Consider the following 22,064-nt stretch of genomic DNA (forward strand, 5'->3'; position numbering starts at 1 on the left):
GCATTTTCTCCCAGGTCGACGGATACGCCGAAGCGGAACCGATAAGACGGAGCGCAGCCTTCATTCAATCTGCGCGAGCGGTTCGTCACCGCACTCATGCCGCCCTGCGCTTCGACAATTGCGCAATCAGCGTTTTGTTAAAGGCGGGGAGATCGTCGGGTTTGCGGCTGCTGATCAGATTGCCGTCCTCGACTACCTCTTGATCGACCCACGTGCCGCCCGCATTCCGAATATCGTCCTGCAGGCTCGGCCAACTCGTCATCGTGCGGCCCTTGATGATTCCGGCCGACACCGGCAACCAACCGCCATGGCAGATCACCGCGATCGGCTTCTTCGCGTTGTCGGCTGCCTTGACGAAGGCTTGCGCCTGCGGCAGCAGACGGATCGCGTCGCCGTTGACCACACCGCCTGGCAACACCACCGCGTCGTAGTCGTCCGCGCTGGACTTGTCGAACGTCGTATCCACCTCGACGGCATCGCCCTTGTCCACGTGCTTGAAACCCTGAATCTTGCCGGGCTTCGCTGAAATGACATGCACCGTCGCGCCTGCCTCGACGAGCGCGCGTTGCGGCTCGATCAGTTCGGCCTGCTCGAATCCGTCCACTGCGAGTACCGCCACCTTGTAACCATTCAGCGTGCTTGCCATGCCTAATCTCCTTCGTTTCATTGCTGGGCCAGCTATGCCGCGTGGCCGGCCCTTCCGTTAATGCGATGTCAGCAAAGTACGTGCCCAAGTGCCCGCTTTACGCCCCGTTAAGCGGCTACCGCCCGGGCCGGTTCAAAGACCTTGCGGGTCGTCGTCTAGACCGTCATCGTCGTTAGCCAGCGGATCGATTACACGGTCGGGCTCAATATCGGCGTCCGGTACGAGGGTGGAATCGCCGTCGGCCGCGGCGCGCTCGCCCGTGCCGGCACGATCCGTGTCGCTGCCGAGCTCGGTGTCGCCGGTTTCGAGCGCGTGGTTGTCCAGTTCGGTATCCACGTCGAACTCATGACGCTTCGCGCCGGCGACATCGCTGCCGCTGTCGGACGAATCGCTCGGACCGAGCGCGCCGGTGGTGCCGGCGGTTTGTTTGACGACCTGTTGCGGCTCTTCATCGGGATTCAGGGTGCTGCTCATGGCGCTCTCCTTGGTTGATTCGTTTCGTTCGTTACCCATAGCGAGAGTTCGCAAGGACCGTTCCGCTCGGCCGCGAAGCAATCCGAAGGAGCCGAAGCAACCGAAACGACCACGGTCGCCGTGCCGACGCCGGCGCTGGGCATTGCCTTTGCTTGCAGGCACGGTCACCGGCGCCACGCGCCTTCTGCTTGAAATTTCTACCTTCGACGATGGCTGCCACCTCCACCCCGATTCAACGCCGCCCTGAACGCACGGACGACGACAGCGCGAAACAGCCGACGCCCGCCGTCATGCCGCCGGGTTTGCGCCATGCCGACGACACGAAACCCGGTATCACGCGTCAGCGTGAAAAAGACGGCTTCGCGTATTTCGACGTGGCGGGCAAACGCATCGTCGATGAAGACGAAATCAAACGCATCAACGCGCTTGCCATTCCGCCGGCGTATGAAAGCGTGTGGATCTGTCCGGATGCGCGCGGCCATATCCAGGCGACGGGCCGCGATGCGCGCGGCCGCAAGCAATACCGCTATCACCCGCGCTGGCGCGAAACGCGCGACGCGGACAAATACGAGCGCATGGCCGAGTTCGGCCGTGCATTGCCCAAGATCCGCGCCCGTGTCGCGCGCGATCTAAATCTGCCGGGCATGCCGTGCGACAAAGTCGTCGCCGCGATCGTGCAGTTGCTCGACACAACGCTGATCCGGATCGGCAGCGTGGAATACGCGCGCGATAACCAGTCGTACGGTTTGACGACGCTGCGCAAGAAGCACGTGAAAATCGAAGCCGGCCAGTTGCGCTTCAAGTTTCGCGGCAAGAGCGGCATCGAGCACGACGTGACGGTGAACAATCCGCGCATCAAACGCATCGTGCGACGTTGCGCCGAATTGCCGGGCCACGACCTGTTCCAGTATCTCGACGAAGACGGTACGCGCCGCACCGTCGGCTCTGCCGATATCAACGACTATCTGCGTCGCGCGAGCGGCGCGGATTTCACGGCCAAGGACTATCGCACGTGGGCCGGCAGCGTCTATGCGCTGGCCGCGCTGCGTCGCCTGATGTGCAGCAGTGCGGCGGAAGCGCGCCGTCATATCGTCGCGACCGTGAAGGACGTGGCGGCGTTACTGCGCAATACGCCGGCCGTGTGCAGGCGTTGCTACATCCATCCCGCCGTGATCAGCTCGTTCGAAGCGGACGAATTGCAGCGTCTGGCGCCAGGGCAATCGCGCCGCGGGCTGAGAGTGGATGAAGTCGCCTTGGCCACGCTGCTCGCGCAAGCGGAGAAACGCGCGACGAAGCTCGCGCGGCAGGCCGGCGCGAAAGGCCGCAAGGCGCGCGAATCGGCCGTGACGGAAAGCATCGACGGTTCGATCACGAGTTTGCTGAAGAAGTCGCGCGTGGTGCGCAAGGCCGCAGCCGCAAAGGTTGATGCGAAGTCCGGTGCGCAAGCCGCACGGCGCGCGGCCGCGCCGCGGGTTGCGGGCACGCGCGCGGCGGGTGCATCACGTGCAGTGAAACAGACCGCACCTTGAAACCTGGAAATCAGAAATTGGAGAGATTGCGGCTCGCGGCGCTTCGCGCCTCTTGACTTTTCGCGTTAGCGCCGCCGCTTCAACGCGCGTTCACTGACCTTTCGTATCGCTGCTCGCATCCGCGCCCGGCATATTGGTCGAATCGGTCTTCGGCTTTTTCATTTTCGACTTGGACATGTGATGCGATTTGGAGCCGCTGGAACTCATCGCTCCCGACGTGGGTTGTCCATCCGTGGTGGGTGCCGCGGTGGCCGCGCCGTGAGCGTTACCCGAGCCGCCGGAGCCGCTGTTGCCGCCATTACCGTTGCCGCCGCCCGCTTGTGCGTACGCTACGCCCGACATGGCAACGAGTGCCGACACCAGCAATGCTTTTGTATGTTTCATCGAAGTCTCCCAGGATAGGTTGGACAGCGCACGTAGGTGATTGATCGCGCTGCTGGTCGAACATCCCGCAAGGGCTATGCCTCATGGCAAGGGCATGCCGTCCTCAGTTGCCCACCCCTGCCCAGGCGAAATATTTTCAATCGCGTCAGCACGCTTTACGCAAGTCAGCACGACTCTGCGCACGCGCTTCGCGCCAGACGCACACTCCCGCCATACCTGGATCACCCTCCGCGGTATCCGCGCGCATTCCCTCCAACGCATGAAGGAACGCCGGTTGCTCAACGCTTCACACACCCAACCTGTAGAGGAGCCTCATCATGGTGAACCAGACACAAACGCAAGCCGGCATGCGACAGGATCAAGGCGCCCGGATCGTCGGCAAAGGCAGCGCGACCGCGGAAGGCCCCGGCCCGGACGTGATGGCCGCCGCCACGCTCGACGGCAACAAGGTGCTCAGCAGCGACGGCGAAGATATCGGCAAGATCAAGGACATCATGCTCGATGTCGGCTCGGGCCGCGTTGCGTATGCCGTGCTCTCGAGCGGCGGCTTTCTCGGCATCGGCGACAAGCTGCTCGCCATTCCATGGCACGCATTGACGCTCGATACCGGCCGCAAATGCTTCGTGTTGAACATGACCGCGGAGCGCGTGAAGAACGCACCGGGCTTCGACAAAGACCATTGGCCGTCCATGGCGGACCAGACTTGGGCCACGTCCGTGCACCAGTACTACGGCAGCGAACCCTATTGGGGCCGCGACTCGACGGTGCGTCGCGACGACTACGGCGTGGGCGACATTCCGCCCGCGTCGTCGGACGCGCCGGAGGCTGGCGGCCTGAAGTTGTAACGCGTGGTCACTGCGGGCGCGCGTGGCCATGAGCCGCCACGCGTGCAGGCATCGATGCGCCGGCACGCCGCCATCGCGGCAGCCGGCGCGTTTCACTTTGAGCGCACAATGACCGCAATGAGCACGATCAGCGCGTGCACGATCCGATAAGGAGGCGGCAGCATGGCCACCCGAAAAAAATCCACCAGCAAGTCCAAACACCCGGTCTCGCGCGGCAAGTCGGGCCGGCCGCCGCGCCAGCGGCATGCCCAGGCGCACGCGGCGCATCGCGCCAAAAGCCCGCAGAAGTGGTCGCATCACGTAATGGAAACCAGTGACGCGATGGATATCGAGCACGATGTGTTCAAGACCGGCAGCGCGGAGTCGATCGCGCAATCGCTCAAACGGTCGTCCACGAAAAGCCGCCGCCGCAAAGGCACGCCGTTTCAGTCGGCCATGTCGATGCTGAACTTCTATATCAATCGTGCCGGCAGGAACCTGCCGAAGGCGCGCCGTGACACCTTGCAGCAGGCCAAGCGCAAGCTGCGCGAAGCATTCGGACGCGCGCCTTGAAGTGACGCGTCGGTAACTGACGCGTCCGGGCGCACCTTTCTTCAACCGGCCAAGCATGCGGCACGCGCAGGCAGGCCCTCGCCGGATGTTCATGCACGAAACTTTGTGGTTTCTCATCGTCGGCGCCGTGCTCGTCTTTATGGGCCTCGCGGCAACGACACTGCAGCGGCTGCCTGTTAGCGCCGCCATGTTCTATCTCGCGTTCGGCTACTTTCTCGGGCCGCCCGGTGTCGGCCTGTTGCGCCTCGATATGATCGCCGACGCGCATCTGCTGCGTATCGTCACCGAAGTCGCGCTGCTCGTCTCGCTGTTCGCCATCGGCCTGCGGCTTCGGCTCGGCATGCTCGAAAAACTCTGGACCGTGCCGCTGCGTCTCGGCTTTCTTGCGATGCTCGCGACCATTCCGCTCTTGATGCTGTTCGGCGTGTATGTCCTGCATCTCGGTTGGGGGCCGGCCTTGCTGCTGGCCGCGATCCTCGCGCCGACCGATCCGGTATTGGCCCACGACGTACAAGTGCACAACCCCGGCGACCACGACCTGCTGCGCTTCGCGCTTTCCGGCGAAGGCGGACTGAACGACGGCATCGCGCTGCCCTTCGCTATGCTGGGCCTCGCGCTATGCGCGGCACCCGCCGCCGAAGCGCGCGATCTGTTCAACCTGGCGCTCGTGGGCGGCATCGTGTGGGGCGTGGCGGGCGCAATCGCGATCGGCGGGGCGCTCGGCTGGGCCACGACTCACGCGGTGACATGGCTGCGCACCCGGCACGCGCAGGCACTCGGACTCGAGGGTTTCTTCGCGCTTGGTTTGATCGTGCTGTCGTTCGGCGCCGCGCAGCTCGCGCATACGTATGGATTTCTGGCGGTGTTCGCAGCCGGCGTCGCGATGCGCCGTGTCGAACACCGCGCGAGCGGCGGCCAGTCGCCTCGCGAAACCATCGGCACCGTCGATTCCGAAGACGTCGACGCGACCGCGGCCAATCCAAGCAAAGCGCACGCGTATATGACGGAGTCGGTGCTCGGCTTCACGATCGAGCTCGAACGCATCGCCGAGGTTGCCGTCATGGCAATGGTCGGCAACGTGCTCGCCACGATACATGCGCCGCTCTTCACGTGGCAGACCGTCGCGCTGAGCGCGGCGCTGTTCGTGCTCGTGAGGCCGGTATCGGTGGAGCTGTCGCTGCTCGGGTCGAGTGCGACGGCGACGCAGCGCCGTTTGATGAGCTGGTTCGGCATACGCGGCATCGGTTCGTTTTACTACCTGGCGTACGCGCTCGAAAATCGCGCTACCGCGGACGTCGCTCCGCTCGTGCCGCTCACGCTGGCGGTGATCGCGGCGTCGGTGGTGATTCACGGCGTTTCGGCGACACCGTTGATGAGCTGGTATCGCCGGTTACGCAGTGGTGAAGGTTAGCTCGACCGTTAATTGGAGTCGCTAGAATACGGGACCTCCACGCTGCAACAACGCTGCTCCCATTCGATGACCCCACCCGACGATTCCCGCCGCGCGGCACGGACGAGCGCCGCCAACTCGCTGTTTGCCTTTCTCAAGTCGTTGCCGCTCGGCGAGCGCCTGATCGAAGGCAGCTTCATGGCCGTGCAGGCGGTCGCCGGCGCAAGCCTCGCGGTCGCCATCAGCCGCCTGCTGCATACCGAGCAGAGCTTCTGGGCTGCCATCACGGCAATCGCGGTCAGCCAGCACAGCTATGTCGACACCCGCAACCTGTCGCGCGATCAATTCATCGGCGCGATGGTCGGCGGCTTGTGCGGGCTGCTGGGCGCCACGTTCGGCGCCGGCTATTTCGCGGCCTATGCGGCCACGGTGGGTGTGGCGATCGCCCTGTGCTGGGTCCTGAACGTCGGCAGCGCAGCGCGTCTGGGCGGCATCACGGCGACGATCATGCTGCTGGTGCCGGGCATGGGACCCGCGTGGGACAAAGCCCTCATGCGCCTCGGCGAAGTGACGCTCGGCACGATCTGCGCGTTGCTGGTGGCCTTCCTGATGTCGTGGATCGAGCATCGCTGGTTCGGCAAACCAGGCAAGCTTTAGCCAGTTTCCGCCCCATCGTTCTCTTGCGGACGACGCCGATAGCGTCCCGGCGGCACGCCGACACTTTGCTGAAACGCCTTGCCGAAGGCGGCTTCCGATTGATAACCGACCGCCTCGCCGATCTCGGCTGCGCTGCGCTGCGTGCGGCGCAGCAGATCGCACGCGATGGTCATGCGGATCTGCGTGAGAAAGTCCATCACCGTCATGCTCGCGCGCTCGTTGAAATGGCGTGCGTAAGTGGCGCGCGACATGGCGGCGAGGTCGCCGAGTTCGGCAATGGTCCACGCCCGTTCGGGCGCGCTCAGCATGGCCTGCACGGAAGCGCCGAGGCGCGCGTCGGCAAGCAATGCGAGCACGCCTGAAGCCGCCGCGTTCTGCTCGCCGTGCACCCTAAGCGCGATCGCGAGCAGCGCGTGGCTCAAGGCCGTGACGATGGCGAGCGCGCCCGCCTGGCGCCGTTCGGCCTCGCTGCGCATAAGCGCGATCACCGTTTGCAGCGAGTCCAGCGTTTCCATGCCGCTCAGCGAGACATGGAACGGATCGGGCAGCGCGTTCAGCAGCAAGGCCGACGAACCCGGCGAATAGACGAAGCGGCCGCACAGAAGATCAAGGTCGGCGGCGATGCGCGCGCTATCGAGGCTATCGTGGCTGTCGCTGCCGTCGTTGCGTCGCAACGGCAGCATGCCGTCATGGCTTTGCGTCAAGGGTGCCGTGACGGCCGAGCGCTGCACATCGCGCACACGATGCGCCGCGCCGCGCGGAAACAGCATGAAGTCTCCGGTGCGCAACTCACGCTGCGTGCCGTCGGCGGTTTCGACGACGCATGCGCCGTCCAGCACCAGATGAAACGGCGCAATACCCGCTTCCAGCGGGCCATGGTCGATATCGAACGCGCCCGAGAGCAGGCAACGCAGGTCGAGGCTGGCCTGAGGCCGGGCGAGATCGAGCAGTCGGCTGAGCGTATCCATGAGACGAACGCGCTAAAAGTTGAGCGAATCGAGTATTCAGGATATCGCGGCGCGGCGCAATACTTGTCTCACGACGCCGGCACCCGCCGACGCGCATCAGACCAAGGAGCACTGCCATGTTGAACTGGATCGATTACCGTCAAGAACTGTTCGGCCGTATCGGCGAGATCGCCAAGCTGTCGCCGGATACCGTCAGGGGCTATCAGGCGCTCTCGAGCGCCGGTCAGAAGAAGGACCTGCTCGGCGCCAAGACGCGCGAACTGATCGCGCTCGGGGTGGCGGTCAGCCTGCGATGTGACGGCTGTATTACCGTGCACACCGCCGAAGCGCTCAAGCACGGCGCGACGCGCGAGGAAATCGCCGAAGCGCTGGGCGTGGCGGTGGCCGTCAATGCCGGGGCCGCGATGGTGTACTCGGCCCGTACGATCGATGCCGCCGCGGCATATGCGGAGCAGGCGGCCGCGGAATAAGCCGCGGCATCGCGAGATGCGTGGATTAGCTGAAGCGGTGTAGCCGATCGGCTGCGTCCGCTTTCGCCAGCCGCTGCCGCTACGCCGCCGGATGCCGCGCCTCTTCAAGCTGCTTGCGGCGCGGCTCGCCTTGCCGCTCCAGCATCCAGCCCGGATATTCCGCGGGCAGCGTGCTGACCTGATCGAGCTTCGCAAGCTCGTCCGCGGTGAGCGAGACGGCGGTCGCGGCGATATTGTCGTCGAGTTGCTCGACCTTCTTCGCGCCGACGATCACCGTGGTCACCACCCGCTGATGCAGCAGCCACGCGAGCGCGATCTGCGCGACCGACACCTGCTTCGCCTCGGCGATGCCGCGCATCACGTCGATGCAGTCATAAGCACGCTCGCGATCGACGGGCGGAAAATCGAACGTCGTGCGGCGGCTGCCCGCCTCGCCTTGCTGCTCACGTCCATATTTGCCGCTCAGCAAGCCGCCCGCGAGCGGACTCCACACCATCAGGCCGAGGCCTTCGCTGCGCAGCATCGGCGCGAGTTCCCGTTCGAGGTCGCGGCCCGCCAGCGTGTAATACGCCTGCAGTGTTTCGAAGCGCGCGAGCCCGAGGCGCTCGGAAATGCCGAGCGCCTTGACGATCTGCCACGCGGCCCAGTTCGACACGCCCACGTAGCGCACGTGGCCGTGCTGCACCAGCGTGTCGAGCGCGCGCATGGTTTCCTCGATAGGCGTAGCGGGATCGAAGCCGTGAATCTGATACAGGTCGACGTGATCGAGTTGCAGACGCTTCAAACTCGCCTTCACACCGTCGATGATGTGATAGCGCGAGGCGCCGCGCGCATTGGGAAACTCGCCCGTCTGGCCGAAGACCTTGGTGGCCACCACGACTTTGTCGCGCGGCACCTTGAGGTTTTTCAGCGCCTGGCCCGTGATCTGTTCGGACAGGCCCTCCGAGTAGACGTCGGCTGTGTCGATGAAATTGATGCCCGCATCGAGCGCCCGGCCGACCAGCCGCTCCGCGTCAGCCTGCTGCAGATCGCCGATCTGCTTCCAGATGCCCCCGCCGCCGCCGAAGGTCATCGTGCCCAAACATAGCTCTGAAACAAATATCCCGGTACGGCCCAACTGGTTGTATCGCATCGTCGAGACTCCAACGTGGTTCGTGGATGGGTGAGGCGTAGAGAGTACTGCAATCGGCGGAATCGGGCAGCGCGAGACGCAGACGCGCGTCACCTGGCAAAAATTCCCGCAACGCGGCTGTCGATTGCGACATAAATGCCGACATGTAGCTATCGGCAAAGCCGGAGTAAACCTGCCAGACTGATTCCTGAACCTTGCAACCGGATGCTTTCGCCGCCTCTGGATATGGCACGTCCCGCCCCCAACTATGCAAGCATGACTTCGGCTTCCTCCACCACCGCTGCCTTGGGCGCGGCACCCGCCGCCACATCCGTCGCGACGCCCGCTATCGGGCTCTCGACGGCCGGCGCGCTCGCCGATTTCCATCCCGCGGTCGCGAGCTGGTTCCTCAAAACCTTCCCCGCGCCGACCGACGCCCAGGCCGCCGCGTGGCCGCAGATTCGTCGCGGCCGCTCGACGCTGGTGGCCGCGCCGACCGGTTCGGGCAAGACGCTCACCGCCTTCCTGTCCGCGCTCGACGATCTGGTCCAGCAAGGCCTCACCAACGGCGGCGCATTGCCGGACGAAACGCTGGTGGTCTACGTGTCGCCGCTGAAGGCGCTCTCCAACGACATCCGCCTCAATCTGCAAATACCGCTGCAAGGCATCGCCGCGGAACTCGACGCGCGAGGCTTGCCGCCGCTGGATATCCGCACCGCCGTGCGAACCGGCGACACCACCCAGCGGGAACGCAACGCGCTGAAAAAGCGCGCGCCGCATATTCTGGTCACCACGCCGGAATCGCTTTACGTGCTGCTCGGTTCGGACTCCGGCCGCCGCATGCTCTCGACCGTGCGCACGGTGATCGTCGATGAAATTCACGCGCTCGCCGGCGGCAAGCGCGGCAGCCATCTGGCGCTCAGCCTGGAACGGCTCGATGCGCTGTGCCAGCGGCGCTTGCCGCGTATCGGTCTGTCGGCGACGCAAAAACCGGTGAGCGCGGTCGCGCGCTTTCTGGTGGGCGGCGGCAGCATCGACAGCGGCATTCCCGCCGATTGCGCGATCGTCGACGTGGGTCATATTCGCGAACGCGATCTGGCGCTCGAGATTCCGCCCGTGCCGCTCGAAGCGGTCATGCCCAACGAAGCGTGGGAGCGCGTCTACGATCGTCTCGCCGAACTGGTGGCGATGCATCGCACCACGCTGATTTTCGTCAACACACGCCGCATGGCCGAGCGTGCCGCGCGTCATCTCACCGAACGGCTGGGCAAAGACGCGGTCGCCGCGCATCACGGCAGCCTCGCGAAAGAACATCGTTTCGATGCCGAACAGCGCCTGAAACGCGGCGAACTGCGCGTGCTGATCGCCACGGCTTCGCTGGAACTCGGCATCGATATCGGCGACGTCGATCTGGTTTGCCAGATGGGTTCGCCCCGCGCGATCGCGCCGTTCCTGCAACGCGTCGGACGCTCGGGACACCATGTCGGCGGCATGCCGAAAGGCAGGCTGTTTCCGAATTCGCGCGACGATCTGATCGAATGCGCCGCGCTGCTCGATTGCGTGCGGCGCGGCGAACTCGACGCGCTGCGCATTCCGCGCGCGCCGCTCGATGTGCTGGCCCAGCAGATCGTCGCGGAAGTATCGAGCGCCGAGTGGAACGAAGACGCGTTGTTCGAACTCATGCGGCGCGCCGCCCCCTACGCGGACCTGACGCGTGAGCAGTACGACGCCGTGCTGCACATGCTCGCCGAAGGCTACACGAGCCGCAACGGTCCGCGTGCCGCTTACGTTCATCGCGACGTGGTGAGCGGCACGCTGCGCGGCCGGCGCGGCGGCAAGCTGGTCGCGGTCACGTCGGGCGGCACAATTCCCGAGAACGCCGACTACGCCGTGGTGCTCGAACCGCAAGCGATCAACATCGGCACCGTCAACGAGGATTTCGCCGTCGAAAGTCTGGCCGGCGACGTGTTTCAACTCGGCAATGCGTCGTACCGGATACTGCGGATCGAAAGCGGGCGCGTGCGGGTCGAGGACGCGCAGGGACAGCCGCCGAACATTCCGTTCTGGCTCGGCGAAGCGCCGGGGCGCAGCGACGAGTTGTCGTTCGGCGTCGCGCGTTTGCGCGAACAGATCGGGCGTCTTCTCGACGATAACAAGGCGGCGAAGGAAACCGACACCGCAGCAGAAACGCTACCCGCCCGCATTGACCAAGCGATCGACTGGCTGGTCGACAACCTGCATCTCGACGAAGCCGCCGCGCGCCAGATCGTCGACTACCTCGCCCGCGCGCGCGCCGCGCTCAGCGTGCTGCCGACGCAAAATACACTGGTCATGGAGCGTTTCTTCGACGAATCCGGCGGCACGCAGCTCGTGATCCACGCGCCGTTCGGCAGCCGCGTCAACCGCGCGTGGGGCCTCGCGCTGCGCAAACGGTTTTGCCGCACTTTCAACTTCGAGCTGCAAGCCGCCGCCACCGAGGACGCGATCGTGCTGTCGCTGACCAGCAGCCATTCCTTCGTGCTCGACGAAGTATGGCGTTATCTGCATTCGAACAGCGCCGAGCATCTGCTGATTCAGGCGCTGCTCGATGCGCCGCTGTTCGGCGTGCGCTGGCGCTGGAACGCGACCACCGCGCTCGGCCTGCCGCGCTACACCGGCGGGCGCAAAACCGCGCCGCAATTGCAGCGCATGCGCAGCGAGGATCTGCTGGCGAACGTGTTTCCCGAACAGGCCGCGTGTCTTGAGAACGTGGTCGGCGAACGGGAACTGCCGCACCATCCGTTAGTGGACCAAACCGTCGACGACTGTTTGCACGAAGCGATGGACAGCGAACGCTGGCTCGCGCTGCTGCGCCGTATCGAACAGGGCGACGTGCAACTGGTCGCGCGCGATTTGCCGGCGCCCTCGCCGCTCGCCGCCGAAATCCTCAACGCGAAACCGTACGCCTATCTGGACGACGCGCCGATCGAGGAGCGCCGCACGCAAGCCGTGCTGAACCGCCGCTGGACCGACCCGTCGAGTGCCGACGATCTCGGTGCGCTCGACGCGGAGGCGATCGAAAGCGTGCGCGACGAGGCGTGGCCGCAAGCGCGCAACGCCGATGAAATGCACGAAGCGTTGACCGGACTTGCGTGCATCACCGAGAGCGAAGCGCGCCGCAACGAAGGCTGGCCGGCCTGGCTTGCGTCGTTGGCTGAATCCGGGCGCGCCACCCGCTTGCAGCTCGCCCACGATTGCGCCCTGTGGCTGCCGGTCGAACGCGTCACCTGTTTTCAGGCGCTCTATCCGCCCGCTGAATTCGCGCCGGCGCTCGCCGCGCCGAAAGGCTACACAGAAAGCTGGAACGCCGACGACGCACTCATCGACGTGCTCCGTGCGCGTCTGACCGGCTTCGGCCCGCTGCCTGTCGACGCGATTGCCGAAGCGCTGAAGCTGCCGGCCGCATCGGTCGAACAGAGCCTGACGCGCCTCGAAGCCGAAGGCTACGTGATGCGCGACCGCTTCACGCCGCAAGCCGCCGAAGAAGAATGGTGCGAACGGCACCTGCTCGCACGGATACACCGTTACACCGTGAAACGCTTGCGGCGCGAGATCGAACCGGTGGAACGGCACGACTTCATGCGCTTTCTGTTCGAGTGGCAGCATCTGACGCCGGACACGCGCAGCGAGGGGCGCGAGGCGCTGGCCGCGGTCCTCGAACAGCTCGAAGGCTTCCAGGCCGCGGCGGCCGCCTGGGAGGAAGACATCCTGCCCGCACGCGTGAAGGCCTACACGAATACTTCGCTCGACGAACTATGCCGGGCCGGCAAGATAGTCTGGACGCGCCTGACGGAACGCGCGCGCGGCGCCGCCGGGCCGATCCGCAGTACGCCGATCGTGCTGCTGCCGCGCGCGCAAGTGCGCCTATGGAGCGCGTTGCTCGATCCGTCGAAACAACCGGAGTTGTCGGCGCGCGCGCAAAGCGTGTATGACACGCTCGTGCAACACGGCGCGATGTTCTTCGACGAATTGCTCGCCGAAGTTCGCGTATTGCGTATGGAGTTGGAGAGCGCGCTGGGCGAGCTGGTGGCCGCGGGTCTCGTGAACTCGGACAGCTTCGCGGGCTTGCGCGCCTTGCTGAAGCCGGTCGCCAAACGCAACGCGTTTTCCAGCAACCGGCGCGCGCGTTCGAGCGCGCTGATCGGCGGTATGGACGACGCCGGACGCTGGGCGCTGGTCAACCGCCCCTCCACTGGTGCTGCGGCAGAGCCTGTGCCGGAGCGCCGCCGGCAATTGCCGCCCGAAGTACTCGAACACGTCGCAATGACGCTGTTGCGCCGTTATGGTGTGGTGTTCTGGCGTCTGCTCGAACGCGAAGCCGAGTGGCTGCCGCCGTGGCGCGACCTGCTGCGCGTTTTTCAGCGGCTCGAAGCGCGTGGCGTGATTCGCGGCGGACGCTTTGTGAATGGCCTCGCCGGCGAACAATTTGCGCTGCCCGAAGCGATTCCCGTGCTGCGAGAAGTTCGGCGGCATGCGAACGACGGTGCTTTTGTCTGCGTCGCCGGAACTGATCCGTTGAATCTGGCGGGTACTTTGCTGGTCGGCGAACGTGTACCCGCAGTAGCGGGAAACCGGATTCTGTATCGCGACGGCGTCGTGGCGGCCACGCTCGTCGCGGGGACTTTCTGGTTCGACGCGTTACTGGAAACGGTTCCCGCAGAAAGGGAGCGGGCTCGCGCGTGGCTGGCGCGGCGATTTTAGCTTCAGGAATGCGCGCCGATCGCCGTAAATTACCGGCGGATGCTGAAAAAAGAGCAGGTAAAAAAGGCTATGGAAAAGGCTAAAGGCGCAAGGCTTACTAACCGTTAATCTTTATAAGCCTTAATTCCAATCGCTTCGCTACAATGGGGACAGTCTTAAGTATGATGAAGACTGTTTGCCGACTCCGCCTGCAAGGCGGCCACCGGCACACACCGCCCGGGGACCTCATGAACGACGACCAACACGAGCAGGTGCTATTTGCCCAGTTCGGCACAAGCAGTCCATGCTGGCGTCTGTCGAACGACAGCAACGCGCTCGAACTCACGCCCGTCACTGGCGACGTGCCGGCTAATGTCGCCATTCCGCTGAATCCTCAGCAGGCTTCGCAAATCCGCTGCCTCACTGGCGTGACCTCGCACCTCGTGCTCGACGTGCGGCTGTTCGGCGAACCGTTGCGTTTGCATCTGGTCGGTAAGAAGCTCAGCAGCAACAGCTGGGCCGGCACCGCATCGGCCTACGACGACACCGAATCCGTCGCCCGCGATCTGGTCCACGGCCTCTCGTTTGCCGAACAAGTGGTGTCCGAAGTGAATTCGGTCGTCGTGATCGTCGACCGGCATGGTCGAATACAGCGCTTCAACCGTCTTGCCGAGGAACTCACGGGCGTCAAGGAAGAGAACATCGTCGGCCGCAACGTCTGGGCGTTGTTCATGTCCACCGAAGACGGCGCAGCCTCCAGCCAGAACATTGCGGGCTTCTTCAATCGCGGCGTGTCGTACGAAGTCGAGCGGCGCGTCAAGACAGTGCATGGCGAGCGGCTCTTTTTGTTCCGCAATAAGTTCGTGCAGAGCGGCAGCGGCATCGACGAACAATTCCTGATCTGCTCCGGCACCGACATCACCGAGGAACGGCTCGCGCAGGAACGCCTCACCCAACTGGCGAACACCGACTCGCTCACCGGCCTCGCGAATCGCAACGCGATCCAGGACAAGATCCGCGCCGCCATCGAAGACGCCGCGCCGGGCGAAGCCGTCGGCGTGCTGTTCCTCGACCTCGACAACTTCAAGAAGGTCAACGACCACTACGGCCATGTCTTCGGCGACCGCCTGATCCGCGATGTCTCGTCGGCGATCAGCGAGTGTCTGAATGAAGGCGATACGCTCGCGCGGCTCGGTGGCGACGAATTCATCGTGCTCGCCGCCAAGGGCACGGCGCACGAACTCGAAACCACCGCGCAGCGCATTCTCGAACGCATGCGCACGCCGTTCGCCCTCGGGCTCGTGGAGGTCTACACCGGCTGCTCGATCGGCATCGCGCGGTATCCGGAACACGGCGACAGTCTCGAATCGCTGATCCGTTCGGCCGACACGGCCATGTACGTCGCCAAAGACGAAGGCAAGCGCACGCACCGCGTGTTCTCGCCGGAAATGAACCGTCGCGTCGCCGAGTACATGTGGCTCGACACCAACTTGCGGCGCGGGCTCGAAGAAGGCCAGCTGACGCTGCACTACCAGCCGAAACTGTCGCTCGCCACCGGCGTGGTGCAAGGCGTCGAAGCGCTGGTGCGCTGGAATTCGCCGGAGCGCGGGCAGATCATGCCGAGCGAGTTCATCCGTTACGCGGAAGAGTCCGGGCTGATCGGCGTGCTGGGCCGCTGGGTCATGGAAACGGCCGCGAAACAGGCCGCCAAATGGAAGGCGGACGGCTACAACCTGCGCATCGCGATCAACGTGTCGGCGCGGCAACTGGTCGATACGGCGGTCGTCCGCCATTTCAGCGAGGCGCTGCAGAACGCCAGGCTCGACCCCTGCCTGATCGATCTCGAACTGACCGAGAGTTGCCTGATCGAAGACGAAACGGCGGCGATCGATCTGATCAGGCAGTTCCGCCAGCTCGGCGCGCAGGTTCATCTGGACGATTTCGGCACGGGGTATTCGTCGCTCTCGCAGCTCGGCCGGATTCCGCTCGACGTCATCAAGCTCGACCGCAGCTTCGTGCGCTCGATCAACGCCGACACCAAAGCGCAGGCACTGGTGCGCTCCATGGTGGCCGTCGCGCAGGAATTGAATTTCAAGGTGGTCGCCGAAGGGATCGAGACCGAGTCGGAAGAAGTGTTCATGAAGGGCCTGGGAGTGGATTACGTGCAGGGCTTCCTGTACGGTCAGGCCATGCCGGCGGCTGAATTTGAACGCTGGCTGCAGGATAGACAGAAGCTCAGGCTGATTGCCTGAGCTTCTGGCGCCGCCCCCCTTGCGGCTTACTATGGTCAATCTCGTGGTCAAACTGGTGGTCAAAGCAGCGGCCGACCTCCGGTCAGTTCAGGCGAAATTGGCCGCACTGGCCGTCTGACGCAGGTTCGAGGTACGACGGTTCTGCAGCATCACCAGCCGCTCCATGAAGGCGAGATCCTTCTCCTCGATCGTGAAGGCCGCGTCGACCCAATCCTCGGTGATTTCCATCAACTCGGCGCGCGAGAGTTGCAGCACGCGCTGGCGCGCCCGCAGCATCGCCCGAATACCGTTCATTTTCGGCTTGAGCGTGTCGATGAAAGTGCGGGTCGCCATATAGGCTTCGCCGGGTTCGAACAGTTGGTCGACCAGACCCTTGCCGTAGTGCCATTCGGCCGTATGCGATTCGCCGACCCCGATCAGCTCCTCCGCGAGCCGCATGCCGGCCTTGCGCGCCACCAGTGAATAACCGCCCATGCCCGGGAACAGATTGAACGCGATCTCCGGGAAGCCCATGCGTGCGTCGCTCTGCGCGAGCAGAAAGTGATGCGCGAGCGCGGCCTCGAAGCCCCCACCGAGTGCCGTGCCCTCCACCATCGCGATCGAGATCGCCCCCGTGTCGAATCCCCGTGACGCCGCGTGCACGCAATCCACACAGGCCCGCGCATAGGACATCAGCGCCTGCCGCTTGCCGGCGCGAATCGCGTCCGCGAAGAAGTCCAGATCGCCGCCGACGTTGTACATGGTCGGAATCAACGAACCGGTGACCCAGAAATCGATCGGCAATCCCGACTCTCGTGCTGCCTGCGCGAGTTCCAGGATGTCATGCACCAGATCGAGATTGAAACAGGGACGCGGCTGCGCCCGCAACATCATCCACATGACGTTGCGGCCTTCTTCGTAGTAAGCCGAAATTTGCGAAAGGTTGCCGGCTTCGAGGAACGGACGGCAGGCGTGATGGTTATGCAGATTCATTTTGAACGGTCCTTTTAAGGTTAAACACTGGTATTGCTATGCGAGCCTAAAGCAGACCGGAATCGGATGGGAGCGGGGTAACCAACAGATGAATGCAAGCCGCGTTCAAAAGCCCGCCAGCAGGCCTTCTGCGGGATAGAGAACGGTCGGCGGCATGTCGCATCGGCGCAAACGCTTGCGCACCGAAGATGGGCGAAATTGACCCACAAACAGGCGCGCAACGGCGATCAATTTGCGCAAGGCCGAAGTTAGAATTTTTTGCCGAACCGGCAAAAATAAAGGAATAGTCTTCGATTAGAAAATGCAATCGAAAATAATGAGCGCCGAATTGATTTTTTCTTTGATGGGTGGGCTAACAGACGGTCTATCCGTTATGCATGATCGAACGCGAAACGCGGGCGGCTAATCGCGCCCGCGCCTTTACATCAAAGTGGTCTATTGCAATCGCGCGGACCAGCGGCCGGCTTCTTCCGCGCTCATGCCGACGGCGAGCGCCGCGGCGAGAATCTGTGCCCATGTGGCCGCATCCACGGGAATGCCCTCGGCCTCGCGCTGCGCGCGCGTCACGCGCTCGGGTTCGCCAGGCTCATAGATACGGTCGGCGCCTGCTGCGAGCGGCGAGGCCTTCACCCAGTCAATGAACGCATCGGCTTCGGCTTGCGCATCGGGCGCGTCGAACGCGGCCGGATCGATGATCACCGACAACATGCAGTTGATGATCGCGTTGGTCGTGCCGAGCGTGGTGGAGTGCGTGGTGAAGCCGCCCGACAGCGCGCCGCCGAAGATCTCGCACATGGCTGCGAGTCCGAAGCCCTTATGTCCGCCGAACGGCGTCAGCGAACCGAATGGCGCTTCGTGCATGACTTTGGGTTCGAGCGTGGCGCGGCCCTCATGATCGATCAGTGCGCCCGGTTGCACCTGCTTGCCCTGGTTGTAGGCAACGCGCGTTTTGCCATAGGCCACCGTGCTGGTCGCGAAATCGAGCACGAGCGGCGGCTTGCCGGGCCGCGGATAAGCCGCGCAAAACGGATTCGTGCCGATGCGCCGGTCCGCACCGCCGAACGGCGCGACGAGTGGATCGCCCGCCACGTTGACGAAGTGGAACGACACGAGACCCGCCCGCGCGCACTGTTCCGCCCAATGCCCGATGCGCCCGATGTGATGCGCGCCGCGCAATCCGACCGCGCAGATGCCGAGGCGTTTGGCGCGCTCGATGCCCTGCTCCATGGCTTCGAACGCCACCACCTGCCCGAAGCCTCTGCCGCCTTCGACGGTCAGCACGGCGCCCGCGTCTTTCACCACATCGGCGTGCAGGTTCAGTTGAAGTTCGCCGTCGGCGAGCGACGCCACATAGCGCGGAATCATCCCCACGCCATGCGAGTCATGCCCCGTCAGATTCGCCGCCACCAGATGATCGGCGACCAGTTCCGCTTCGCGCGGCGTGCTGCCCGCCTGTTCCCAGATCGCCCTCACATAGGCGTGCAGTTGATCGGCCGGAATCCGGGGCGTGACGGGTTGAGCGGTCGAGTTATCGGTCATTCACAAGGTCGGTGGATGTGACGGATTCAGGGCAGGCGATAGTGGGAGGACACGCTCAGGGCGCGGCGGCGATCACCTCGGCAACCGCGGCCGTGAGCTTCTTGCCGTACGGCACGTGCAGGAACTCGTTCGGCCCGTGCGCATTCGACTTCGGTCCGAGTACGCCGCACACCATGAACTGCGATTTCGGGAAGCCTGCCTTCAATACGTTCATCAGCGGGATGGTGCCGCCCTGCCCCATATACGCGACGTCGGCGCCGTAGTGCTGACGCGACGCGTCGTTGAGCGCGGTGGCGAGCCACGGGGCGAGATCGGGCGCGCTCCAGCCGCTCGCCGCGCCCGCGTCCGGCTTGAAGGTGACCTTGGCGTTGTACGGCGGATCGACTTCGAGCAGCGCCTTCAGTTCCGCGACGGCCTTCTCTGCTTCGATCATCGGCGGTAGACGCAGCGACAGCTTGAACGCGGTGCGCGGACGCAGCACGTTGCCGGCGTCAGCGAGTGCGGGCAAGCCCGCCGCGCCGGTCACCGAGAGCGACGGACGCCACGTCGAATTGAGCAAGGCCTCCTTCGGATCGGTGGTGGTGGGCAGCACCTGGCGGCCGTCCTGGCCGCACGCCCACGGCAGCTTCTTCCAGACGTCGTCGCCGAGAATCCTGGCGGTGGCTTCCGCCTCACGCAGACGGTCCGCGGGGATGTCGATATGGAAACCCTTCGGCAGCAGCGTGCCGTTGGCGGAATCTTCAAGACGGTCGAACAGTTGCCGCATGATGCGGAAGCTCGACGGCGCGATGCCGCCATAACCGCCCGAGTGAATGCCTTCGTCGAGCACCTGCACTTCCAGATCGCCGGCGACCAGGCCGCGCAACGACGTGGTGAGCCACAGCTGATCGTAGTTGCCCGCGCCTGAATCCAGGCACACCACCAGACCCACCTTGCCGAGCCGCTCGCGCAGCGCATCGACATAAGGCAGCAGATCGTAGCTGCCCGACTCCTCGCAGGTTTCGATCAGACCGACGCAACGCGGACGCTCGACACCTTGCGCGTCCAGCGCGGCAAGCGCGGTGATGCTTGCGTAGATCGCATAACCGTCGTCGGCGCCGCCGCGGCCGTAGAGCTTGTCGTTCTCGAGCTTCGGTGTCCACGGTCCGAGGTCGTTGCGCCAGCCGTCGAACTCAGGCTGCTTGTCGAGGTGCCCGTACAGCACGATGGTTTCCTCGCTGCCCGAACGCGTCGCCGGCGACTCGAAGAAGATCACGGGCGTACGGCCCGGCAAACGAATGATTTCGAGTTTCAGGCCGCGCACCGGCTGCTGTTCGGCCCATTGCGCCGCGTCGGTGATCACGCGCTCCAGATAGCCGTGCTTGACCCACTCGGGATCGAACGCCGGGCTCTTGGCCGGCACGGCGATGTAGTCCGTCAACGCGGGCACGATCTCGTCGTTCCACTTGCGGTCCACGAATTCGCGTAGCGTCTCGGGGTTGATGCGTTGAGCCTGCTGGGTATCGTCGGAGATCATGATGGCGGTCCGTGGGGATCTGTTCTGTCGAAACGATCATGATAGTCCCGATGCGGGATTGGCTGAACCCCTTGCAGTGCATCGGACTCGCTGAACGATCGGGGCGAACTACCGGCGGCGGCCATCTCACGCGCGGCGCAACGCTTTCGCGGCGAGCTTACGTAAACAAAACAATCGCGCGACAATCGCAGCATAGGTCGCCTATCGGGAAGGAGCCGCTTCATGAGAGGCAACGTCGTCGTGCAGACCATCGCCGCGGTGCTGGCGCTGGCGCTCTATTTCTTGCCGGCCGTCGTGGCGGACCGGCGCAAACGTCATGACGTGCTGACGCTCGCGCTCTTTAACGCCTGTCTCGGCTGGACCGTGTTCGGCTGGCTGCTCGCGCTCTACTGGTCCTTGCAACCGAACCCGCCGAAGAACATCGCGGGCGAGGTCGAGCAGACGCGCAAGCTCGTGAGGATGCGAGCGTTTTCTTCCGCGCTGCTGGTGCGCGTGCAACGACGCGCGAGCGCGCGGGATCGCTCAGACAGGTAAATCAGGCGTGGTGTGGCGAGGCGGAAAACGGGTTGATCGGCGAAGGCGCCGGCCGACCATGCCGCGGGGCGTTCAGGCCGCGCGGCTCATGCGGTTCCACAAGACGGAACCGGCAGGAATGGAGCGCGGCTCGACGCGCACGCTCGCGGGTGAAAACATCTCACGGCGCAGTTCGCCGTGTTCATCGAACCATTCGCAAATCAGCCAGTCACCGGGATTGAGCGCCACGGGGCCTGCGTAGGTTACCGTCATGCGCGAACCGCCTTCCTTCAACGTGACGACGTCGCCGGTATTGAACTGGATGGGAAGCGGTGTCTGGAATGCGTCAATGGTAGCGGTCAGCATATTCATCCCCCTACGGAACCGTTGAACGGTATTTAAGTCATTGCGCCAGTTTTTTCGACTTTAGCCCTGCTGAAGGAAAACTCTAAAAGGTTAGGCAAGATTAACAATCGAAATTAATGCCTGCAAGCGCTTTTTATTGATACCGTTTTCATCCGCAGTGGAATGGCTGCCTCTGCCGACTGTGGCTGGGTAAAATCGGGAAAACCCTGCAATGCGCCACCTGGCCGCCTCTTCATGCCGCACTGCACGATCGTAAGACTTACTGCAGCATGCCGACCAGTCCAGTCGAAAATGCGAAGTTGGTTTCGTCATATCTAATGTGCCGGCAGACAGCTATTCAGGGTTAATTCCGATCCGCCGTAGCAGAATTACCTGTGAATAACGAACTCACCGGTAAATGCGGCATGCTTAAAATCGGTCTCGTTTAAAAAAATGCCTAATAACTCTAGCAACCTTTGTTGAAAACGATTGCCGCCGCGGTTTTTTCAAACCGGCCGCGCCAAGCGGCGCAACAATGCGGCCGAATCGCGTTCGTGGCAACCACGGTCGAGATCCATATGACCGCGCGCATGCCAATAGAGCGCAGGTCAGCAAACGTCATTAGCCGGTTCCCACCCAGCTTTGCCCAACGCTCAGGTGCTAGTGCGATCGAGCTTTGACTCGACGTCGCGCTCCAGCCAGTCGACCGGAGTTTCTAAAGCACAATTTATCCGTTTCGTGTGCGTTCCCCGGTACTACCCGTCGTTTCGTCGCTCGTGGCTTCATGGTCACAGCTGCTCGACCCGTGCAGGGGCGGCGCGATCTTGTGAAAAAATCAGCGAGGTGCAACCATGACAACGTCGGCGATAGGTAACGGCCCCAAGAATTTCGACGATGCGGACTCGAGCGCGAGGCAAGGCGATTCCTCGGGTACTCAGCAACAAGCAGCAGCGGAGCAAGACGCCAGGGCGTCAAGACGGCTGAGCGGCCAGCAGCCGCCGAGCTTGACGCCAAGTGGCCAGCGAATGGACCAGCGAGCGCATGGCCCGTCATTCCGGATATCCCAGGGGAGCGCGCAAACCAGACAGGACGAGTGGGATGACCCGGCACGAATTCAGGGCATGACGTCCGCAACGCTGAATGCACGTGCGCCCACCGACCAGCCTGGACCTAAATCCAGCT

General features: G+C 63.9%; 18 protein-coding genes. 9 read left to right on the forward strand and 9 right to left on the reverse strand.

Annotated features, from left to right (window positions below):
* Window positions 1–94: 94 nt before the first annotated feature.
* Both BPHYT_RS27040 and BPHYT_RS27045 read right to left on the reverse strand, forming a co-directional pair.
* Window positions 95–646 carry a type 1 glutamine amidotransferase domain-containing protein gene (locus BPHYT_RS27040; RefSeq protein ID WP_012427308.1) on the reverse strand — a complete coding sequence of 184 codons (552 nt, stop codon included), beginning with the start codon at window positions 644–646 and terminating at the stop codon, window positions 95–97.
* 132 nt (window positions 647–778) lie between these two features.
* Window positions 779–1,120, reverse strand: a complete 342-nt coding sequence (locus tag BPHYT_RS27045) for a hypothetical protein (protein ID WP_012427309.1) — start codon at window positions 1,118–1,120, stop codon at window positions 779–781.
* A 209-nt stretch (window positions 1,121–1,329) separates the two neighbouring features.
* Here BPHYT_RS27045 and BPHYT_RS27050 point away from each other — a divergent pair, with 209 nt between their 5' ends.
* Complete coding sequence (locus tag BPHYT_RS27050) at window positions 1,330–2,649, forward strand: DNA topoisomerase IB (protein ID WP_012427310.1); 1,320 nt, start codon at window positions 1,330–1,332, stop codon at window positions 2,647–2,649.
* 90 nt (window positions 2,650–2,739) lie between these two features.
* Here BPHYT_RS27050 and BPHYT_RS27055 read toward each other — a convergent pair whose 3' ends face one another.
* On the reverse strand, window positions 2,740–3,033 hold the full coding sequence (locus tag BPHYT_RS27055; protein ID WP_012427311.1) for a hypothetical protein: 294 nt from the start codon (window positions 3,031–3,033) through the stop codon (window positions 2,740–2,742).
* Between the two features lie 317 nt (window positions 3,034–3,350).
* Between BPHYT_RS27055 and BPHYT_RS27060 the strand changes: the two genes are divergently transcribed.
* The 4 genes from BPHYT_RS27060 (at window position 3,351) to BPHYT_RS27075 (ending at window position 6,477) form a co-directional block, all read left to right on the forward strand.
* On the forward strand, window positions 3,351–3,878 hold the full coding sequence (locus tag BPHYT_RS27060) for a PRC-barrel domain-containing protein (protein WP_012427312.1): 528 nt from the start codon (window positions 3,351–3,353) through the stop codon (window positions 3,876–3,878).
* Between the two features lie 162 nt (window positions 3,879–4,040).
* A complete protein-coding gene (locus tag BPHYT_RS27065; RefSeq protein ID WP_012427313.1) occupies window positions 4,041–4,430 on the forward strand; it encodes a DUF3175 domain-containing protein in 390 nt (129 codons plus the stop codon).
* A gap of 91 nt (window positions 4,431–4,521) precedes the next feature.
* Entirely contained in the window at window positions 4,522–5,841 is a 1,320-nt protein-coding gene (locus BPHYT_RS27070; RefSeq protein WP_041759662.1) for a cation:proton antiporter, read from the forward strand.
* A gap of 66 nt (window positions 5,842–5,907) precedes the next feature.
* Entirely contained in the window at window positions 5,908–6,477 is a 570-nt protein-coding gene (locus BPHYT_RS27075) for an FUSC family protein (RefSeq protein ID WP_012427315.1), read from the forward strand.
* Here BPHYT_RS27075 and BPHYT_RS27080 read toward each other — a convergent pair.
* Window positions 6,474–7,445: a cupin domain-containing protein gene (locus BPHYT_RS27080; RefSeq protein WP_012427316.1), complete on the reverse strand. Its 972-nt coding sequence runs from the start codon at window positions 7,443–7,445 to the stop codon at window positions 6,474–6,476. The genes BPHYT_RS27075 and BPHYT_RS27080 overlap by 4 nt on opposite strands.
* 116 nt (window positions 7,446–7,561) lie before the next feature.
* Between BPHYT_RS27080 and BPHYT_RS27085 the strand changes: the two genes are divergently transcribed.
* Entirely contained in the window at window positions 7,562–7,915 is a 354-nt protein-coding gene (locus BPHYT_RS27085) for a carboxymuconolactone decarboxylase family protein (protein WP_012427317.1), read from the forward strand.
* Between the two features lie 79 nt (window positions 7,916–7,994).
* Here BPHYT_RS27085 and BPHYT_RS27090 read toward each other — a convergent pair whose 3' ends face one another.
* Window positions 7,995–9,047, reverse strand: a complete 1,053-nt coding sequence (locus tag BPHYT_RS27090; protein WP_012427318.1) for an aldo/keto reductase — start codon at window positions 9,045–9,047, stop codon at window positions 7,995–7,997.
* A 255-nt stretch (window positions 9,048–9,302) separates the two neighbouring features.
* Between BPHYT_RS27090 and BPHYT_RS27095 the strand changes: the two genes are divergently transcribed.
* Together BPHYT_RS27095 and pdeR are read left to right on the forward strand one after the other, a co-directional pair.
* Entirely contained in the window at window positions 9,303–13,766 is a 4,464-nt protein-coding gene (locus BPHYT_RS27095; RefSeq protein WP_238535754.1) for a DEAD/DEAH box helicase, read from the forward strand.
* 227 nt (window positions 13,767–13,993) lie between these two features.
* On the forward strand, window positions 13,994–15,997 hold the full coding sequence (pdeR, locus tag BPHYT_RS27100; protein WP_041759177.1) for a cyclic di-GMP phosphodiesterase: 2,004 nt from the start codon (window positions 13,994–13,996) through the stop codon (window positions 15,995–15,997).
* Between the two features lie 87 nt (window positions 15,998–16,084).
* On the opposite strand, the gene BPHYT_RS27105 is transcribed toward pdeR, so the two are convergent.
* The 3 genes from BPHYT_RS27105 to BPHYT_RS27115 form a co-directional block, all read right to left on the reverse strand.
* Window positions 16,085–16,969: a crotonase/enoyl-CoA hydratase family protein gene (locus BPHYT_RS27105; protein ID WP_012427321.1), complete on the reverse strand. Its 885-nt coding sequence runs from the start codon at window positions 16,967–16,969 to the stop codon at window positions 16,085–16,087.
* Window positions 16,970–17,404: 435 nt separating this feature from the next.
* Window positions 17,405–18,508, reverse strand: coding sequence for a malate/lactate/ureidoglycolate dehydrogenase (locus BPHYT_RS27110; protein WP_012427322.1), 1,104 nt, complete (start codon window positions 18,506–18,508; stop codon window positions 17,405–17,407).
* A gap of 55 nt (window positions 18,509–18,563) precedes the next feature.
* Window positions 18,564–20,024, reverse strand: a complete 1,461-nt coding sequence (locus tag BPHYT_RS27115) for a M20 family metallopeptidase (RefSeq protein ID WP_012427323.1) — start codon at window positions 20,022–20,024, stop codon at window positions 18,564–18,566.
* 222 nt (window positions 20,025–20,246) lie between these two features.
* On the opposite strand from BPHYT_RS27115, the gene BPHYT_RS27120 reads away from it, so the two are divergent.
* Complete coding sequence (locus BPHYT_RS27120) at window positions 20,247–20,558, forward strand: superinfection immunity protein (RefSeq protein WP_012427324.1); 312 nt, start codon at window positions 20,247–20,249, stop codon at window positions 20,556–20,558.
* A gap of 72 nt (window positions 20,559–20,630) precedes the next feature.
* On the opposite strand, the gene BPHYT_RS27125 is transcribed toward BPHYT_RS27120, so the two are convergent.
* A complete protein-coding gene (locus tag BPHYT_RS27125) occupies window positions 20,631–20,903 on the reverse strand; it encodes a YodC family protein (protein ID WP_012427325.1) in 273 nt (90 codons plus the stop codon).
* Window positions 20,904–22,064 lie beyond the last annotated feature (1,161 nt).

Source organism: Paraburkholderia phytofirmans PsJN (genome assembly GCF_000020125.1).
GTDB classification, from domain to species: domain Bacteria; phylum Pseudomonadota; class Gammaproteobacteria; order Burkholderiales; family Burkholderiaceae; genus Paraburkholderia; species Paraburkholderia phytofirmans.

Excerpts from the sequence above, each read along its gene's own strand:
- BPHYT_RS27040 (WP_012427308.1), bottom strand. The coding sequence starts at position 646 with ATGGCAAGCACGCTGAATGGTTACAAGGTGGCGGTACTCGCAGTGGAC.
- BPHYT_RS27045 (WP_012427309.1), bottom strand. The coding sequence starts at position 1,120 with ATGAGCAGCACCCTGAATCCCGATGAAGAGCCGCAACAGGTCGTCAAA.
- BPHYT_RS27050 (WP_012427310.1), top strand. The coding sequence starts at position 1,330 with ATGGCTGCCACCTCCACCCCGATTCAACGCCGCCCTGAACGCACGGAC.
- BPHYT_RS27055 (WP_012427311.1), bottom strand. The coding sequence starts at position 3,033 with ATGAAACATACAAAAGCATTGCTGGTGTCGGCACTCGTTGCCATGTCG.
- BPHYT_RS27060 (WP_012427312.1), top strand. The coding sequence starts at position 3,351 with ATGGTGAACCAGACACAAACGCAAGCCGGCATGCGACAGGATCAAGGC.
- BPHYT_RS27065 (WP_012427313.1), top strand. The coding sequence starts at position 4,041 with ATGGCCACCCGAAAAAAATCCACCAGCAAGTCCAAACACCCGGTCTCG.
- BPHYT_RS27070 (WP_041759662.1), top strand. The coding sequence starts at position 4,522 with ATGCACGAAACTTTGTGGTTTCTCATCGTCGGCGCCGTGCTCGTCTTT.
- BPHYT_RS27075 (WP_012427315.1), top strand. The coding sequence starts at position 5,908 with ATGACCCCACCCGACGATTCCCGCCGCGCGGCACGGACGAGCGCCGCC.
- BPHYT_RS27080 (WP_012427316.1), bottom strand. The coding sequence starts at position 7,445 with ATGGATACGCTCAGCCGACTGCTCGATCTCGCCCGGCCTCAGGCCAGC.
- BPHYT_RS27085 (WP_012427317.1), top strand. The coding sequence starts at position 7,562 with ATGTTGAACTGGATCGATTACCGTCAAGAACTGTTCGGCCGTATCGGC.
- BPHYT_RS27090 (WP_012427318.1), bottom strand. The coding sequence starts at position 9,047 with ATGCGATACAACCAGTTGGGCCGTACCGGGATATTTGTTTCAGAGCTA.
- BPHYT_RS27095 (WP_238535754.1), top strand. The coding sequence starts at position 9,303 with ATGACTTCGGCTTCCTCCACCACCGCTGCCTTGGGCGCGGCACCCGCC.
- pdeR (WP_041759177.1), top strand. The coding sequence starts at position 13,994 with ATGAACGACGACCAACACGAGCAGGTGCTATTTGCCCAGTTCGGCACA.
- BPHYT_RS27105 (WP_012427321.1), bottom strand. The coding sequence starts at position 16,969 with ATGAATCTGCATAACCATCACGCCTGCCGTCCGTTCCTCGAAGCCGGC.
- BPHYT_RS27110 (WP_012427322.1), bottom strand. The coding sequence starts at position 18,508 with ATGACCGATAACTCGACCGCTCAACCCGTCACGCCCCGGATTCCGGCC.
- BPHYT_RS27115 (WP_012427323.1), bottom strand. The coding sequence starts at position 20,024 with ATGATCTCCGACGATACCCAGCAGGCTCAACGCATCAACCCCGAGACG.
- BPHYT_RS27120 (WP_012427324.1), top strand. The coding sequence starts at position 20,247 with ATGAGAGGCAACGTCGTCGTGCAGACCATCGCCGCGGTGCTGGCGCTG.
- BPHYT_RS27125 (WP_012427325.1), bottom strand. The coding sequence starts at position 20,903 with ATGCTGACCGCTACCATTGACGCATTCCAGACACCGCTTCCCATCCAG.